The 18,177-nt window shown below is 64.2% G+C and carries 11 protein-coding genes; 8 read left to right on the top strand and 3 right to left on the bottom strand.

The annotated features are described in order from the left end of the window. Positions 1–524 precede the first annotated feature (524 nt). A complete protein-coding gene (locus AC1KVG_RS20360; protein ID WP_481095605.1) occupies positions 525–2,597 on the bottom strand; it encodes an ATP-binding protein in 2,073 nt (690 codons plus the stop codon). Continuing rightward, entirely contained in the window at positions 2,584–4,098 is a 1,515-nt protein-coding gene (locus AC1KVG_RS20365; protein ID WP_481095606.1) for an ATPase domain-containing protein, read from the bottom strand. The genes AC1KVG_RS20360 and AC1KVG_RS20365 overlap by 14 nt, the downstream gene beginning before the upstream one ends. 257 nt (positions 4,099–4,355) lie before the next feature. Here AC1KVG_RS20365 and AC1KVG_RS20370 point away from each other — a divergent pair, with 257 nt between their 5' ends. Beyond that, positions 4,356–4,700: a response regulator gene (locus AC1KVG_RS20370; RefSeq protein ID WP_043889761.1), complete on the top strand. Its 345-nt coding sequence runs from the start codon at positions 4,356–4,358 to the stop codon at positions 4,698–4,700. A gap of 39 nt (positions 4,701–4,739) precedes the next feature. Here AC1KVG_RS20370 and AC1KVG_RS20375 read toward each other — a convergent pair whose 3' ends face one another. After that, the gene (locus AC1KVG_RS20375; protein ID WP_481095607.1) at positions 4,740–7,598 is read right to left on the bottom strand and encodes a hybrid sensor histidine kinase/response regulator; all 2,859 of its coding nucleotides are present in this window, start codon (positions 7,596–7,598) and stop codon (positions 4,740–4,742) included. Positions 7,599–8,068: 470 nt separating this feature from the next. Here AC1KVG_RS20375 and AC1KVG_RS20380 point away from each other — a divergent pair, with 470 nt between their 5' ends. The 7 genes from AC1KVG_RS20380 (at position 8,069) to AC1KVG_RS20410 (ending at position 18,175) form a co-directional block, all read left to right on the top strand. After that, on the top strand, positions 8,069–8,533 hold the full coding sequence (locus AC1KVG_RS20380) for a MarR family winged helix-turn-helix transcriptional regulator (protein ID WP_481095608.1): 465 nt from the start codon (positions 8,069–8,071) through the stop codon (positions 8,531–8,533). A gap of 36 nt (positions 8,534–8,569) precedes the next feature. Further along, positions 8,570–9,754: an FAD-dependent monooxygenase gene (locus AC1KVG_RS20385; protein WP_481095609.1), complete on the top strand. Its 1,185-nt coding sequence runs from the start codon at positions 8,570–8,572 to the stop codon at positions 9,752–9,754. Between the two features lie 273 nt (positions 9,755–10,027). Further along, on the top strand, positions 10,028–12,139 hold the full coding sequence (locus AC1KVG_RS20390) for a methyl-accepting chemotaxis protein (RefSeq protein ID WP_481095610.1): 2,112 nt from the start codon (positions 10,028–10,030) through the stop codon (positions 12,137–12,139). A 1,052-nt stretch (positions 12,140–13,191) separates the two neighbouring features. After that, positions 13,192–13,587 carry a hypothetical protein gene (locus tag AC1KVG_RS20395; RefSeq protein ID WP_255085149.1) on the top strand — a complete coding sequence of 132 codons (396 nt, stop codon included), beginning with the start codon at positions 13,192–13,194 and terminating at the stop codon, positions 13,585–13,587. A 190-nt stretch (positions 13,588–13,777) separates the two neighbouring features. Continuing rightward, positions 13,778–17,374, top strand: a complete 3,597-nt coding sequence (locus tag AC1KVG_RS20400) for a hypothetical protein (protein WP_481095611.1) — start codon at positions 13,778–13,780, stop codon at positions 17,372–17,374. Then, positions 17,371–17,730 (top strand): hypothetical protein, encoded by a 360-nt coding sequence (locus AC1KVG_RS20405; protein ID WP_176341731.1) that lies wholly within the window; start codon positions 17,371–17,373, stop codon positions 17,728–17,730. The genes AC1KVG_RS20400 and AC1KVG_RS20405 overlap by 4 nt, the downstream gene beginning before the upstream one ends. After that, a complete protein-coding gene (locus AC1KVG_RS20410; protein WP_115038584.1) occupies positions 17,684–18,175 on the top strand; it encodes a hypothetical protein in 492 nt (163 codons plus the stop codon). The genes AC1KVG_RS20405 and AC1KVG_RS20410 overlap by 47 nt, the downstream gene beginning before the upstream one ends. Positions 18,176–18,177 lie beyond the last annotated feature (2 nt).

The raw sequence follows: 18,177 nt of genomic DNA on the forward strand, positions 1-18,177 counted from the left end.
ACGACCAGCAAACTGTCTGGTGCGGTGTCCTCACCGATTGCGGGACCGTGTGGCGGCATGGATGCCGCCACCGAGCCTCCAGGGATGGATTCACGGCGTGTCCCGCAAGCGGCGAGGGCACCGCGCCCTCGACCTACCAGGCGTTTGACATGAGCTTCTTGACTGCATCTAAAAGCCGCGACGACTCAAATCACAGTATGTCGAAATGATTGGAAAGTGCGGATAGATCAGTCGTAAAGCGGACACTCTGTGCCTGGCTGCAAGGCCCTTGCCCGCCCATCATCGCAGGACACGCCGCAAGTACGTCCGTGTAGGCTCTTACGCGGCATCCATGCCGCGTAAGGTCCCGCGACGGTGGGCGGGCAAGGACCAGTCGAGATGGTCGGCGTGCGTAGCTCTTCTTGCGATTTACAATGTCGGCACCTTCTTGCCATCGATATAGCATGCAAGAGGTTTTGTTAGCCGCTCTGAAGCCATGGGCAATCCACAATACAAGTGCACGTGGGGTCAAACGCACTCCGCACTCAGGCCGAAGGCCCCAGCACTTCGTGCAACTTGCCGCTGAATTCGCCCAGCGTAAAAGGCTTGGCGATCATGCTCATGCCTTCGCCCAGAAATTCGCCACGATCGCGCGCGGTTTCCGCATAGCCGGTCATGAAGATCACCGGCAGATCGCGGCGTGACTGACGTGCGATTTCTGCCAGCTGGCGCCCGTTGAGCCCGGGCAAGCCGACATCGGTCACCAGCAGATCGATCCGCCGTTGCGAGGCCAGAATCGGCAGTGCGGCATCCGCATCGGCGACCACATCGGCCTCGTAGCCCAATTCGTTGAGCAGCTCGGTGACCAGCAAGCGCACCTGTTCGTCGTCTTCCACCACCAGCACCTGCTGGCCTCTCCCGGTGACCACCGCACCGGCCTGCGGCAGCGGCTGGACTGGCTGCAGATGCACGCCCGCCGGCAGATAGAGACTGACGGTGGTGCCCACGCCCATCGTCGACTCCACCCACACCTGCCCGTTGGACTGCTGCATGAAGCCGTAGATCATCGACATGCCCAGGCCGGTGCCCTGCCCGATCGGCTTGGTGGTGTAGAACGGCTCGAACACGCGCTCCAGCACATCCATCGGCATGCCGGTACCGCTGTCGGTGACCGACACCACCGCATAATTGCCGGGCGCCAGCGTCACGCCACGGCCAAGTTCGAGCGGATGCGTATCGACCAGCAGATGACGCGTGGCGATCCGTAATTGACCACCACCGGGCATGGCATCGCGTGCGTTGATCGCCAGATTGAGCAGTGCGCTCTCCAACTGGTTTTCATCGACATACGCCTGCGGCATGTCGGCGTGCAGATCGGTTTCCAGACGAACCGATTCGCCCAGCGTGCGCGCCAACAACTCCTGCAGCGACACCACCAGATCGTTCAGATGCAGATGGCGCGCTTCCAGCGATTGCCGGCGCGAAAACGCCAGCAACCGCTGGGTCAGCGCGGCGGCCCGCAAGGCCGAGGCCGAGGCCACATCCAGAAAGCGGCCCAGCCCCTCGGTGCGGCCTTGATCAATGCGCAGCCGCGCAAGATCCAGCGCGGACAAAATACCGGTGAGCATATTGTTGAAGTCGTGCGCGATACCGCCGGTCAGCTGGCCTACCGCTTCCATCTTCTGCGCCTGCCGCAACGCGGCTTCGCTGGATTCGCGCGCCTGCATCTGCTGCTGCAACTCGGCAGTGCGCTCGGCCACCTTGACCTCGAGCAGATTGGCCTGCTGCCGCATCGACTCCAACGCCAGCATGCGTGCGGTCACATCGGTGGCAAACACGTGGAAACCATCCACCTCGCCATTGGCATCCAGGCGCGGCATATAACGGATTTCCGCATCGCGTCGGCGCCCATCGGCATGCGGCCAACTGGTTTCCACCGTCAATGCCTGTCCGGCCAGCGCCGCCTCGATCCAGGCGCGCCGCTCCGCCACCACTGCCGGCCCAACCACATCCACCAGTGGCCGCCCGATCACATCGGCAGGCGGCACCCCGATCCAGTCTTCGTACGAGCGATTGGCAAAGCGATAGATCAGGTTCTTGTCGATAAAGGCGATCAACACCGGCAACGCATCGGTGACGCGACGCAATTCGGCTTCGCTCAGCGCCAATGCGGCCTTGCTTTCGGCCAGCTGCGCCATCTGGTCGCGAATCACGAACTGCTTCTGCCGCGAGCGCAACGCGATCGAAATGGCGCTCAGCAACGACGCCGAACTCAATGGCCGCTCCAGCTCGATGACGTTGGTCAGCTCGGCCGGCAACGTGGCTTGACGCCCGTTGTGGGTTCCGCGCGGGGCACGCAGCAGCACGAACGGAATATCCGACCACGCCGCCTGGCCCCGCAAGATGTGCGTCAACTGCTGCAGATCGCCGCCGATCACCTCTTCAGTCAAGACCACCACGCCCGACGCATCGAGCAGTTCGTCCGCCAGCGCAGCCAACGACACATAGACCCGACGCGTTAGCCCGCGCTGGCCAACGATGCCGGCAATGCTTTCGGCGTCGCGCCCGAACGGCGCAATGATGTGGACGATGGACCCGTCCGGGTCACGGGTAGTCAATGGGACGATCCAGCAACGGCGCAGCGTCTCCAACGAACTGCGGCGTGCCGGTCAGCACACCGTGGAATTTTTCCAGCGGCTCGCTCAACTGGATGCCGCCGACCCCGATGCGCAACTCGCGGATCGAATCCTCATGCGCACCGCTGCGATTCTTGATCACCGACAAGGCCTTGCGAATGCGTCCTTGCGCTTCGAAAAAACGGAACAGGATGACGGTGTCGGCCATATAAGAAACGTTGAGGTTGCCGGTCGACATCGTGCCCACCAGCCCGTGCTGCGGGTTGATCAGGAACGTGGTGACGCCGCACTGGTTGAGATACGACAGCAACTCGTGCATCTGCAGCATCAGCTGCTTTTCCTGCGGCATCGACGTCAGATAGCCGTTGAGGCTGTCGATCACCAGCACCCGGCAATGACGCTCTTCGACACTGGCGCGCACCGTCCAGGCGAACTCGCCCGGTGTCAGTTCGGCCGGGTCCATCTGATGCAGTTCCAGCAGACCCGAGTCCAGATGCTTGCGCAGATCCATGCCCAGGCTTTCGGCGCGCGTCAGCAAGGTGCCGGTGCGCTCGTCAAACTCCAGGATGCAGCAGTGCTCGCCACGCTCGCAGGCAGCAACAACGTACTGCAGCGCGATATTGGTCTTGCCCGACCCGGCCGGCCCGGTCAGCAACGTACTGGTGCCACGCAGCGGGCCGCCATGCAGCAGCGCATCGATGCGTCCCACCCCGCTGGACACCGCTTCGCCAACGAAGGGCACGTGGTGGTCGGAGGCGATCAGGCGCGGATAAATCCGCATGCCACCGGTGACGATGGTCAGGTCGTGATAGCCGGCGATGAAATTCACGCCGCGCAGCTTCTGCACCTGCATGCGCCGACGCGCTGCTCCGAAGTCCAGCGTCATGCGCTCCAGCGAGATCACGCCATGGCACAGGCTGTGCAGATGCGCGTCACGCTGGCCGTTTTCGCCGGTGAGATCGTCGACCAGAAGCACGGTGATGTTGCGCGGCGCGAAAAACTGCTTGAGCGCCAGCACCTGGCGGCGATAGCGAAGCGAATCCTGTGCCAGCAGACGCAGTTCGGACAGCGAATCGAACACCACGCGGGTCGGCTTGACCCGATCGATCTCGGCCTGGATGAGCTTGATGGTGCCATCCAGTTCCATTTCCCACGGGTGCAGGATCGACTGCTGGCGCCCGTCGCCCAGAAACGCCTCGGCCGATGCCAGCTCGAAGATATTCAGCGCATCCAGCGTCCAGTCGTGCGAGGCCGCCACCTCGTTGAGCTCGTCGATGGTCTCCGACAAGGTCACATACAGGCAGCTCTCGCCCTTGGCAGCGCCGTCGAGCAGGAACTGCAGCGCCAGCGTCGTCTTGCCCGACCCCGGCTGGCCCTCCAGCAGATACAGCCGATTGGGTGGCAGGCCGCCGCGAAGGATGGTGTCCAACCCCTCGGTACCCGTGGCAATGCGTTTTGCGGTCGTCTGCTTCAAATTTCCCATAGCCTTCAATTTATCACGCGCACGTGATAGCCCGATGCGGACGACTGAATTGATCAGCTTGCTTGCGCGGACCTGCTTGCTCACAGCTTGCGTTCGCTGCTGCCATTGCGCGCTCAACCGAGTTTTTCGGCAATGCCTTTATGACAAATCCGACGCTCCCGTCACATCCGCCAGCCTAGCGTTGCGCATGAAGTACATCGCGTTGTTGCGATTGTTCGAGGATAGCGGTGAATCACGCAGCAAGCACCAGACGCATCCTGTTGGTCGAAGACGACGATGCGATCCGCGCCATGACCGAAGATATCCTGGGCGACGAGGGTTACCAGGTCGTCGCCACCGCCGATGCCGAGCACGCGCTGGAACAGCTCAACACGGCGCGCCCGTTCGACCTGTTGCTCTCGGATATCTGCCTGCCGGGCATGAACGGCCGCGACCTGGCCGACGAGGCCCGGTTTCTTTACCCGGCATTGCCCATCGTGTTCATGACCGGCTATGCAGGCGCCATTGCCAAGCGTGCCGACTTTCTGGATACCGGCATGCGATTGCTGACCAAGCCGTTCTCGTTGCGCGATCTGCTGGGTATCGTGCAGACCACGATGTAAGCGAACGGAGCAATTGCGCCATCCACTCCGTGTGCACGATTACTGCGGCGTCCGCCCCAGCAGTTGCGCCACGCGCCGCTCCAGATCGATCGCAAGAAACGGCTTGGTGAGCACTTCCATGCCATCGTCCAACTGACCCGCTCCAACCGCAGCGGTGGCCGCATAGCCGGTCACGAACAGCACCGGTAGCGACGGTCGATACTGGCGCCCCGCATCGGCGACCTGGCGTCCGTTCAAACCGCCGGTCAGGCCCACGTCCGTCACCAGCAAGTCGATCGCTTCCTGCGAGCGCAAGCGCTCCACGGCAGCACTGCCTTCGGCTGTTTCGATGACGCGGTAGCCCGCTTCGGTCAGCACTTCGGACACCAGGACACGGATCGCGGTTTCGTCTTCCACCAGCAGCACCGTGCTGCTGTGCGTGGGCGATTGCAGCGAGGGTTCGACCGGGTGCTGCATCTCATCGGCCGGCAGCAGGCCGGTGAAACGCGGCAGATACAGCAACATGGTGGTGCCCACGCCCTCTTCCGAATCGATGCGCACATGCCCGCCGGATTGCCGGGTGAACCCATAGATCATCGACAAGCCCAGGCCGGTGCCCTGCCCGATCGGTTTGGTGGTGAAGAACGGCTCGAACACCTTGGACATGACCTCGGCACTCATGCCGGTGCCGCTGTCCTGCACGCTCAGGCACACATAATCGCCAACCGGCAGATCGAGCTGCTGCGCCGCGGCCTCGTTCAACACGCAATTGGCAATGGCAATGGTGAGCTCGCCGCCATCGGGCATGGCATCGCGTGCGTTGATGCACAGGTTCAACAACGCGTTTTCCAGCTGCGGCGCATCCACCAGCACTTTCCACGACTCTGCCGCCGGGCGCAGTTGCAAACTGATCGAAGGCCCCAGCGTGCGCGCGATGATGTCGTGCATGTCGCGCACCAGCGCTTCCACCTCCAGCGCGGTCGGTGCCAGGGTCTGCCTGCGCGAAAACGCCAGCAACCGCTGCGTCAGCGCCGTGGCGCGCGCGGCGCTGGATTGCGCCATGTCCACATAGCGTTCCAGACGGTCGTACTTGCCTTGTTCGATGCGCGTCTGCAGCAGCTCCAGCCCCACGCTGATGGCCGTCAGCAGGTTGTTGAAGTCGTGCGCCAGGCCGCCGGTGAGCTGGCCCACCGCTTCCATCTTCTGGCTCTGGCGCAGTTTCTCTTCGGCCAACAGCAAGGCCGCGCTGCGCTCGCGCACGCGCTCTTCCAGCGTTTCGGTCAGCTGGCGCAATTGCTCTTCGGCGATGCGCTTGTCGGTGATGTCCGCTGCGGTGCCAAACCATTCGACGATCTGCTCATGCTCGTTGAGCAGCGGAATGGCGCGCATCAAGGTCCAGCCCACGCGTTGATCGGAACCCGGCACACGGTATTCCAGATCCAGTGCGGTCTTGTTGACGATCGAATGCGCAATGGCCTCTGCCAGCCGCGCGCGATCGTCCGGATGCACCATGTCCTGCTGCCAGTTCGGCGTGGCCGACAACGCATCGCTCAGCGCGCCATCGCCAACCAGCTGACGCAGTTCGCCCCAATCGGCACTGGCCGAAAAAATCGATTGCGACGATGCACGCACCAGCGCATCGAGCCGGCGTTCGCTCTTGCGCAAGGCCTCGCTGGCCAGCCGTTCGGCAGTGCGATCGCGCAGCACTTTGACAAAACCGATCGCCGCGCCGGTCTCTTCGCGCAGCACCATCAACGAACCATTGGCCCAGAAGCGCTCGCCAGATTTGCGGATGTGCCAGCGCTCGTCCATGCCGCTGCCGCTTTCCAGCGCCGCAGCCGCTTCAATCAGGATCTGCCGGTGCTCCACATCTTCAGGCGTGAACGTGCGCTCCAACGACTGGCCGAGCATTTCCGTCTCGGTCCAGCCCAGGATGCGCCGCGCGCCTTCGTTCCATGAAGTGACCCGCCCCTGCAGATCGGTGGCGATGATCGCGTAATCCATCACGCTGTCCAGGATCTGCCGGTTGCGCACTTCCGCCTCGCGCACCGCGCGTTCCAGGCTGATGCGATCGGTGATGTCCAGACCCTGCACGAAGATGCCGGAGACGGTGCCGTTGGCGCCTGCAATCGGCTGATAGACCAGATCCAGCAGGCGCCGCTCCACCGGGCCACCTGGCGCGGCCTGCACGTTGTACGCAAGCGCATTGGCCGCGTAGGCACGCCCCGACTGATAGACCTCGTCCAGGCGGCGCAGATGGCCTTGCTCGACCAGGTCAGGCAAAGCCTCGGCCAATGGCTTCCCGATCACGTCGCGGTGACCGATCAAACGCGAATAACACGGGTTGGCGAATTCCACCCGGTGCTGCGGCCCGCTCAGGAACGCCATGAACATCGGCGCCTGCTCGAACAACCGGATTAAGCGCTCGTGCTCATCGGCAAGCCGGCTCTGCGCCAGCTTGCGGTCGGTGACTTCGTTGGTCACGCAGAACGCACCGCCGACACGGCCATCGTCCAGATAGATCGGCGAGAACGAGAACGTCCACCAGGTCTCTTCGGGCGCGCCGTAGCGGCTCATGCCGATCGGCACTTCTTCGAAGCGCGATGCGCGCCCTTCGAACGCGGCTTCGATCGGCCCACGCACGGCCTCCCACGCATCGGCCCACAACGCGCGCAGCGGTGCACCCAAGGCCTGCGGCTGACGCGGCCCCAAAATCGGCGCATACGCATCGTTGTAGAAAAAGGTCAGCGCCTCGCCCCACACCACATACATGCTTTCCGGCGAGCCCAGCATCAAGCTGACCGCGTTGCGCAACGGCGATGGCCACTGCGCACTCGGCCCCAGTGGCGTGGACGCCCAATCGTGGCTGCGGACCGCCTGCGCCATGGCGCTGTCGCCGTGCGGGAATGACGAACTCATACGCAATGCGACCGCACTAGCGCCATGCGGCAGCCGCACTGTGTGGACCACGGGCGCAACGCAACGCCGCCCTGGCCCGGATTACCGATCACACCTACCTGCATCTTTTTCAAACCATTGATAGAGAGGCCAGCTGCCAACCTTGCGTGTCGCCTATCGCAAGACCAGGCGCACGCGCATCCGGCTATCATCTGGCCTGCGCCCGGCTGCGTCCAGCCGAACCCACCCGGCATTGCTGAATAGCTAGCGCAGGCAACGCGCGCTGCGCAGCACCCAGGCGATGCACTGCCTCGAGTGCGCAACGACTGCCTGACCGGCAGCGTGCCCAACCGGCGACGGCGTGCCGTGCCAGGCAGCAGAGGTCGCACCGATGCAGGCGTGAACGCGTCGCCGGGAGCAGCACCCATGCCCCGCGCCTTGATGCCCGATAAAATCGCCCGATGGCTGAAAGGCATCACACGGTTGCGCGCATGCAGGATCAAGACGAACGCATTCACCCCCAGGCGGCAGTGGCGCCGGGTTACCTGGCCAATCACGCAGCGCGGGTCTTCAATCGGCTGGTCGACGCCGAACTGCGGCCGCACGGCGTCTCGCTGGCCCTGATCGGACCGATTCTGCTGCTGTCCTGGAAGGGGCCGATGTTGCAACGCGACCTGGTGATCGCCTCTGCGGTCAAGCAGCCCGCCATGGTCGCCCTGCTCGACAAGCTGGAAGCGCAAAAGCTCATCAAACGCGCACCCACCGCGCAGGACCGCCGCGCCGCGCTGGTATCGCTCACCGCGCGCGGTCGCAAGATGGCCGAGCTGGGCGCTCGGGTGCTGATCGATCTGAATGCCGATGCCTTGCAAGGCTTCTCACCTGAGGAGGCCCAGAAAACCGTCGCGTTCATGCAGCGCCTGATCGTCAACCTGGAGCAACGCGGCGCAGACCTGTAATATCACCTCTGATATTTATCTCTACGGGTGATTGTAATGGCGCGTCGCATCCTCATCACCGGCGCCAGCGTCGCCGGCAATACCGCCGCCTGGACGCTTGCCAACCAGGGACTCGACGTCGTGGTGGTGGAACAGGCGGCGCACTTCCGCGACGGCGGCCAGAACATCGACGTACGCGGCGTCGGCCGCCAGGTGCTGCAGCGCATGGGTCTGGAACAGACCGCACTCGACCGTGGCACCGGCGAGCAAGGCACTGCCTGGGTCGACGAACACGGCCATGCGGTGGCCACCTTCAAGACCGACGACATCGACGGCGACGGCCCGACCGCCGAGCTGGAGATCCTGCGCGGCGACCTCGCCCGCCTGCTCTATGAAGCCGCACGCGACAAGGTGACCTATCGCTTCGGCGAACGCATCGCCAGCATCCAGGACGACGGCAACGGCGCGATAGTCAATTTCCACAGCGGAAGCAGCGACCGCTTCGATGCAGTCATCATCGCAGAAGGCGTCGGCTCCTCCACGCGCGAACAGCTTTTCCCGGGCGAAAACGACCCACGCTGGATGGATCTGACCATCGCCTACTTCACCATCGCACGCAACGCAGACGACGATCGCCTGTGGCGCTGGTATCACACCACCGGCGGCCGCAGCATCTCGTTGCGACCGGACCGGCACGGCACCACGCGCGCCATGCTGTCGCTGCAGAAGGTCACCGATGGCGAGCAGGACTGGGACCAGGCAACGCAGAAAGCGTACTTGCGTGAACAGTTTGCCGACGCCGGCTGGCAGGCAGCGCGCGTACTGGACGGCATGGACAGCACCGACGACTTCTACTTCGACGCCTTGCGGCAGGTGCGCATGCCGCGCTGGCACACAGGCCGCGTCGTCCTGACCGGTGACGCGGCGTGGTGCGCAACCCCGCTGGCTGGTATCGGCGCCACCCTGGCGGTCACCGGCGGCTATGTGTTGGCAAGCGAGATCGCACGCACCGATGATCTGCAGAGCGCATTCGCGGCCTACGCGACCGCCATGCGACCGATGGTCGAACAGGGCCAGGGCGTGCCCAAGATCGGTCCGCGACTGATGAACCCGCATAGCCGGCTCGGCATTCAGCTGTTGCACGGCGCACTGAAGTTCGCCAGCCAACCGAGCATCCAGACCATCGCTGCGAAGCTGATGACACCCTCGATCAAGGCGCCGGATCTGGCGCGCTACGACTGAGCCTGCCGGGCTCTCAAGCGCTGCGCAGCGCGGTGACGTTGCGACGTGTCGTCCGGATCGGGATGACGTCGCATCGCCACGAAACCAACCACACCTGAATCGGCCGACGCGCCGGTTTCAGTTTCAATGGCTGGGGTCGCTAACGAACACGTAGAGACGCAATCGGAGCAGCGGCAGCCATGTCGCTTCGAGGAGCGTGCACCTGCCTTCGCCTCCCGGCTGCTGCCGGGACTCCCCTGCTCCCCGCTTTGTCGGATCATCGATCGAACCCCCATGCATGTCTTTTTGAATCTGCGTATTGGTCAACGCCTGGCCCTTGGCTTTCTGTCGATCATCGTGCTGATGGTGATCCTGACCGTCGTCGGCATCCACCGCGTGCGCAGCATCGACCAGCAGCTGACCGCCATCAACGAGGTCAACAGCGTCAAACAACGCTATGCGATCAACTTTCGCGGCAGCGTCCACGACCGTGCGATTGCGCTGCGCGATGTGGTGCTGATGGACGAGGCGGCAGACCGGCACGCAGCAGAACAATCGATCGACAAGCTCGCCGCAGACTACGCACGCTCCGCGCAGCCGCTCGACAACATGATCGCCGCCTCTTCGGATGCCAAAGAGAAAAAGATTCTCCAGCAGATCAAGGAGATCGAGCAGCGCACCATGCCGTTTATCGCCAACGTGCGTGCACTGCGCGAGGCAGGCGACAAACCGCAGGCAGAGCAGCTGCTGTTACATGAAGCGCGGCCCGACTTCATTGCCTGGCTGGCCAGCATCAATGCCTTCATCGATCTGCAGGAAGCCAAGAACCGCGAGGCCGCCAAAGACGCCGTCGCCACTGCACGCGGCTTCGCCATGCTGATGGTGATCTCCACCGTCATCGCGCTGCTGCTGGGCGCCACGATTGCCTTCCTGCTCACCCGCAGCGTGGTGCTGCCCCTGCGCCAGTCGCTGCGCCTGGCAGAGCGCATCAACGACGGCGATCTGCGCAGCCAGGACATGCCCACCAGCCAGGACGAATCCGGCCAGCTGCTGCGTGCCATGCAACAGATGCAGCGCCGCCTGCAAGAGGTGATTTCCGCACAGCGCGCCATGGCCGCCCGCCACGAAGCCGGCGAGATCAGCTACCGCACCGACGCCAAGCGTTTCCCCGGCGAATACGGCGACATGGTGCAGGACACCAACGCACTGGTGCATGCGCACGTGCAGACTCAGCTGCGCATGACCGAGGTCATGGGCAGCTACGCGGTGGGCAATCTCGCGCAGGAAATCGAACAGTATCCCGGCGAAAAGGCCGCCATCACCACCACCATGCAGCAGGTGAAGCAGAACCTGCGCGCCATCAACGCACAGATCCAGGAACTCACCCAGGCCGCCTGTGCAGGCAACTTCGCACTCCGCGGCCAGCCGGAAAAGTTCGAGCACGACTTCCGCCTGATGGTCGAAAACCTCAACACCATGATGGCCACCTCCGACACCAACCTGGCCAAGTTCTCCGACCTGCTGCGCGCCATCGCCGACGGCGACCTGACCGTGCGCATGACCGGCAACTTCCACGGCGTGTTCGCCTCGATGCGCGACGATGCCAACAGCACCGTGCATCGCCTGACCGACATCGTCACGCATATCCAGACTACCTCCAACAGCATCGGGTTTGCCGCCGAAGACATCGCCAGCGGCAATCAGGAACTGGCGCGCCGCAGCGAACAACAGGCCGCCAGTCTCGAAGAAACCGCCGCCTCGATGGAAGAGCTGACCTCCACCGTCAAGCAGAACGCCGAGCACGCAGGCCGCGCCAACCAGCTCGCGCTGGGCGCCGCCGCGATCGCCTCGGACGGACGCGACGTGGTCGGCCAGGTCATCGAAAAGATGTCCGGGATCGAAGCGTCGTCCAAGCGCATCGCCGACATCATCTCGGTCATCGACGGCATCGCCTTCCAGACCAACATCCTCGCCCTCAACGCCGCCGTCGAAGCCGCACGCGCAGGCGAACAAGGCCGCGGATTCGCCGTGGTCGCCTCCGAAGTGCGCACCCTCTCGCACCGCTCATCGGACGCCGCCAAGGAAATCAAACGGCTCATCGACGACTCCGTACAACGCGTCGCCGACGGCGCCACACTGGTGCAAAAGGCCGGCACCACCATGAGCGAGGTCGTCACCAGCGTCCAGCACGTCACCGACATCATGGGCCACATCTCCGCCGCCTCCCAAGAGCAGGCCGGCGGCATCGAACAGGTGAATCAGACCATCGCCCAGATGGACGAAACCACCCAACACAATGTCCGCCTGGTAGAAGCGGCAAACACCGCCGCGCGTGCGCTCGAAGACCACTCCGTGCAGCTGATCCGCGCTGTGGACGTGTTCAAGGTCAAGGCTGCGATCATTTAAGCGCGGCGTCCCCAACGTCGCGAGCACCCGTCGGCCGGGTATGGACGGCACACTCAGAACAACAGGACGAGTGGCACATGCCGCACCGAGTACCCGCTGCGCTCGCCTGGCGGTGAGCGCAGTCGCTTTGTTAGCCGCTCTCACACCATCGATTGCCCTCGCTGGACGTCGCGCCACGAATGCGCCGGACCACATGGTCGGCTGAAGATTTCGTCGACTCTGAGACGTTATGTCGGGTTCCCATTGGCGCATCCGACAAGGTTGGCCAACGCATTTTATGCAGCTCCCAACGCTCGTCAGGACATCGATATGCCTATCCTCAATCAAGGCATCAAAGCAGCCGTCTTGCTGACGCTGCTTGCGTCAAGTGGTCACGCAACCGCCAGTTGCAACGTTGTCGCCCACATCGAGGGCTCCATCAGCGGCTGGCCCACCCGGGTTGCGAACTCTTCAAATGATCGGCTCAGAACCGCATACGCCGCCAATAGCTGCACCTTCACGATAGGAGAGCATGGCGGTGGGCAAATACCTCCCGGAGCAGGGGGCGACACCCATGTCACGGTTCGCATCGATACCGCGCCGATCAGGACCTGCCACGTCTTCAAGCTCCCTTCCAATGCGCCGCAGGGAAGCAGAAACCCAACCACTTGCATTTGAGCCGTTGGTTCGATGGACCTGGTCTCGGAAAAACCTCGACGGGCAACGCCAAGCCCTGCCTTATCACGCGATCACAACCGATGCGTGAATGATTTCGTTCGGCGACCGGTGACGAAACCGCCATCAGGAGCAATCGAAGATGGACCACCTGGTGAGACGTTATGTCGGGTAGCGTTTTTTTTAAACCGGCAAGGTGCAGATAGAGGGAACTTTGAACGATCCACCGCAAACGCGTCGCCACCCTCGTCAGGATGATCGCTGGGCGCCATGTCTCACGTGTCGCATCGATACCAATTCGGATTCCTTTTCCAAACTGTCGTTAGCGCAGCAAGCCAATCGGCAAACGGAGCGAATCACCGTCTCCGTCTCTTCACCCACAACGTCGGGAGCATCTCATGGCAGGCAAAGTCACGGTATTCAACAGCTACAACGAACCCATCACGTCTCTGCTGGTAACCAACAACAATGCCGGCAACATCGCCGGTTGGGCCGCCGGCCCGACGCCGCCGTTATATACCCCGAGTTCGCTGGCCGTGCCACGTTCGAAGTATCCCTCGACGAGCGCGGTGTTCGCATACGGCGACAACACTTTGGTCTTCCCATGGGATAGCCGCACTGGCCACGCCACGGTCACTCTTTCACAGGACAGCAGCCTCGACGACGACCTGATTCTGTACATCACGCAGAACAAGGCGATCCTGTTGACGGCGCGCGGCGTGGTGCTCAACACCTTCGATGTCACCACATCGCTGAGCATGGCGGCCAAGGAAGAATCGCAGGACGCGGTCTGATCGACCACGCACAGGCGGCATCTGGCGTACCCAACGTCCGCGGTTGATGCGGGCGCGATGGCCGGCAGACAACCGCCGTCCATCGATGCCGACGACCACGCTGCATCCGGATCGTCGTCATTGCGTCCGTCGACGCACTCGGATCGAGGTACGTCGCGGCTCACCGGAGATCAGCTCACCGATGCACTCCATGGCAGACATGATCTTCACTCGGATCGCGCTCGACGCCGCCGGCTTTGCGCTCTATTCGGCCGCCGTGGATCAGGCCATTGGTGTCGCGCCCGTCCAGGCAGGCTTTTTGCTGCTGCCGGGCGGTGCCGGCGCATCGCAGATCGGCGTCCGGCGAGACGAGCAGGCGCCGCAGGAGTTGAGCTTGTCGCAAGCCTGGCAACAGCCCGGCTATTTCCTGTTCCATCCGCAATCGCAGGCACTGCCGGCGGAGCCTGCCGACATCGCACAAACCCTCGGGCTCACGCCGCCTTACGCCACGCTGCGTGGGGTGGCTTGGCTATGGCAAGCGGCGCCGCCGCAATCCTGGGCCTGCACGAGCGTGCCGCTGTTCTATTTCTCGCCCACCAGCGGGCAGGTGGCGGGCAGCAACGGCTCGCTGCCGTTCGGTCATGTCGATCTGGTGCTACCGAGCGGTACGCAATGGACGCTGTCAGCAGAGACCGGGCAGGCCACCTTCGTGGGCGATGGCATCGCCCTGCTACGCGACTCCGGCCAGGGCACGCCGCTCTCGCCAGACGCCTACACGGTGGCGCTGTCATTCGATCCGGCCGCGGCCGGCCTGCTGCGCTTCACCGCAGAGTGGGACCCGTACAACCTGTTCGGGCTGTTCGCCGACGATCCGCAGGCGCCCGGCCTGCAAGGCGGCGAGCTGCGCTACTTCCATCCGGACCCGCAGGCGCCGCAGGGGTTTGCGCAACTGCGCTATCCGGTGCTACCGCCGCTACCGCCGCTGCCCGCCAACGACTGGCCGGCGTTTCTGCTGGACTGCGAGATGGATCCGCTCGCACCGCTAGACGGGACACGCACCCGTTTTCTGTTCCGGCCGCAGCGGCTGGACAACCTGGCCTCGTCGTTCGGCCGTACCGTGTCTGGCGATCTGGTGACACTGGCACCGAGCGTGCCGTCCAACGGTTCGCCGGCCGGGCTCTATCCGGCTGCACGGCCCGGCGCTGCGCAAGCGCCGGCAGCCTACCTCGCCCCACTTGGCCCGTTCGTCCTGACGGTACCGGGCGGTGCGGCGAAGCTTTCCTGCGGCACGCTCGGCACCGAATACCTGCGCGTCGCAGACGGCGACATTCTCGATTTCGTGCCATCGATGCCGGCCTGCTCGACGGCGTTTGGCACCGCCATGGCCCGGCGCATGACGCTGGCCAACGGCGCCGACACCAAGCCATTGCTCGACGGGCCATTTGCCACCTCGTGGGTGCGGTTTCGTCCAGGCGCGGCCACCGCCATGCGCGGCTACTACGCGCAACCTGGCGCGTCGGTCAATTTCGGGCGCGGCGCGGTCTCCCCGGACATGCGCTATCCGGCTGCGGTGTCTGCGCTCGTCTCCACGCTCGCATCGACGACGAAGAGTGACGAGATCCCGGTGGCGTTTCCGATGGTGCAGTACGGCGGCGTGTTCGCGCTCGCCGACGCGACCGTACAGGACGCTCAGCTGCTGGCTGGCTACGAGAAACAGGTGATCGCCGGCCTGCGCGGCGCGCTGATCCGCGGTAGCACGCCTGATCGCCCGGTGTTCGTTGGCGAACAGGGTGCGCCATTGCCCGGCACCCGCACTTCCACACCGCAAGGGCTGCTGGTCCAGCTCAACTCGGCAACACAGTCAACGCGGGCCGGCATTGCCGCCGCGCAGGCGCCCGAGGTGCAGGCCGGCACCTGGCAGTCGCTATTGCTCGCACGCAGTGCGGAGCAGACGCTGTCGTTCGACGCCGATCCTGCAACCGGCGTAGTGGACGCGCAGTTGGCCAGCACCTTGATGCGCGAGCAACTGTTTCTGGTGCTCAACGACTGGAGCCGGTTCCCGAACATCACCCGCATGATCGCGGTGGCAGGCTTCAACTTCGAGATCGCGCCCGACGTCGACGCAACCGATCGCTGGCGCACCGTCCTTGTCTTCAAGTACGCAACCACGCAGAGCCTGGCCGAGCTGATCCGCGCGCCGGAGAGTTGGGCCAACACGGACTATTTCATCGGCGACGCTACGCGCGTAACCGACACGCAGTCTGTGCTGATCGATGCGCTGGCTGTTGCAGAAAAGGCGAGCAGCGATGACGACGACCCGTTCGCCGATTTCCGCACCAAGGCAGCCGATCCCGGCTGGACCGGCATGCTTGCCTTCAATGCGCCGATCAATGGCAACGGTATGCCGGACGATCTGCAGATGCTGTTGGCCGGCATCGACGGGCAGTTGAGCGCCCATCACTTCGGCGTGCAGGTCAACCGCATCAGCGACGGCGCCGACCAGGAGCCGCAGATCAGCGAAAGCGCGCTGTTCGGGGTGATCTATCACCATGCGGCGACTGCGATATTCAAACGCAAGCCGGCCGCGCCGCACTCGGACCAGACGCCGCCGGACTACGCATTCGTCGTGGAGGAGCTGTCGGTGGCGATCAACCAGTCGCTCGTCACCCAGTTCCATTGTCGGGTGGGAATGACCATCAACACGCTGTTCGGCCGTGCGGTCACGCTGACCGGCGCGGATATCAACGCCGACGTGCCGCCCAACACCGTGGTGGTGGCGGGCCGTTATCAGCGGCGCGGCGAGGTCGGTACGGTGACGTTCGACGGCGGCCAGCACGGTAGCTTCGCGTTCAACCCGGACCGCTCACGCATCCGGGTGATCGATACCTTCCAGGTCAGCGGTGCCAGCCTGGTGCCGATTGCCTCCGTCCCGTCCGTCCCCGCCGATGCCGGCACCACCATCACCTCGCGCTTTGCACTGAGCGGCACGCTCGCGTTCGCGGCCGATCCGTTTCCTGGCGTGACCGGGCTCGACCTGTTCTCCTACGGCCTGCCCGGTGCCGCACCCGGCACGACCACCACCGGTGTGGCGCTGACAAGCCTGGCATTTGGCATCAGCTGTCAGCTCGACGCCGACGGCAAGCGCATCGGGCTGCCGCAGATCACGGTGGATTTCTCGGGGCTTCGGGCAACGGACGATCGCAGCGGACGGCGGCCCGGCGCACTGGTGCGCATGCTGCCGCTCACGCTGCAGGCGATCCTGCACGACGAGGCCGGCCTGGACATCAAGGCGCTGGGCGCGTTGCCCGTGCAGGTGCCGGCGCTGACCGGCGTCGCTACCAGCGTGCCAGGCGGCGGTGGCGTTGCGCCGATGCCCACGCAGGTCGCGTATGTGACCTCCAAGCCGCTGTATGCCCTGCAATTCGCGCTGCCGCTCGGCGCGCTCGGCGCGCTGGCCGATGCCCATGCATCGCTCGATGCCTCGCTGATCGTCGCCTGGGGCGCGAGCACCTACACGCCCGACGACGACGGCGTCGCGCTGTTCGTGCAGTTGCCGCAGGTCACTGCCGGCGCCTTCGGCTTCAACCTGCAAGGCCTGCTCAAGACGACCTTCTCGGCGGCCAACCTCGGGCTGGTGAAGACAAAGAATGGGCCGGCCTACGTGCTGATGTTCAACAACGTGGCACTCAGCGTGTTCGGTATCACGCTGCCGCCGAAGGTACTTGCCGATTTCATCCTGTTCGCCGACGCCAATGATCCGGGCGGCGGCAATCTGGGCTGGAGCCTGGCTGCGACGCAGACGCCATGACCGACACCGATCCGATTCTCGCCGCACGCAGTGTTCCTGTGCTGATGCAAGCGCTCAACGACGTCTACGGGTGGAACCTGCCCGTCGCGATGGCCGCCGGCACGCCGCTGGCGGCACTGTGGGCAATCGCCATCAGCGTGCGCAAGGATCCGGCCACCGGCGTGCTCTACCTCGCCACTGGCAGCACCACCTACCCGGTCGCGGCGATCCTCGAAGGGATCGTCGATGCCCAGGTCCTCAGCGGCGGCACCCACCCGTTGCCTCCCGCGCCCATCACCCACCGCAGTGCCGCACCCAGGAGAACCACCCATGAGCAAGCAACTGTCGCGCAAGGCCGCCGCCGTGGTCGCCGCTGATCCGCCGACCCCGCCGAGCACGCATCTGGTCTTCGGCCTGAACTTCAATCTGCACGGCACCATGGTGCCGGTATCGACCGACGACATCGCCAACGCCAAGACCAACGGAATCGAGTTCACGCTGCCCGCGCCGGTCGATCTCGGCACGCTGGACGACTTTGCGGCATGGTTCAAGACGCAGTTCAACATCGACCTGCCCAGCGCCGACCAATTGCCGGCACCGCTGGACAGCATCATGAGCAAGCTCACCACGCTCGACGTGGCCGTCGACCAATTCCACATAAAGGTACCGGGCACGGCCTCCCCCGACCAGTCCACCCTGTACACACTTGCGATGTCGGCGGTGTGGCCTGACGGCCAGGGCATCCCGCTGATTCCGGGCGTGCTGTCGATCGAAGGCGCGGTGTTCGGCGCCAGTAACGAAACGCCCAAGTCCAACAGCTGACG

It is taken from the genome of Xanthomonas sp. NCPPB 3959 (genome assembly GCF_056675575.1).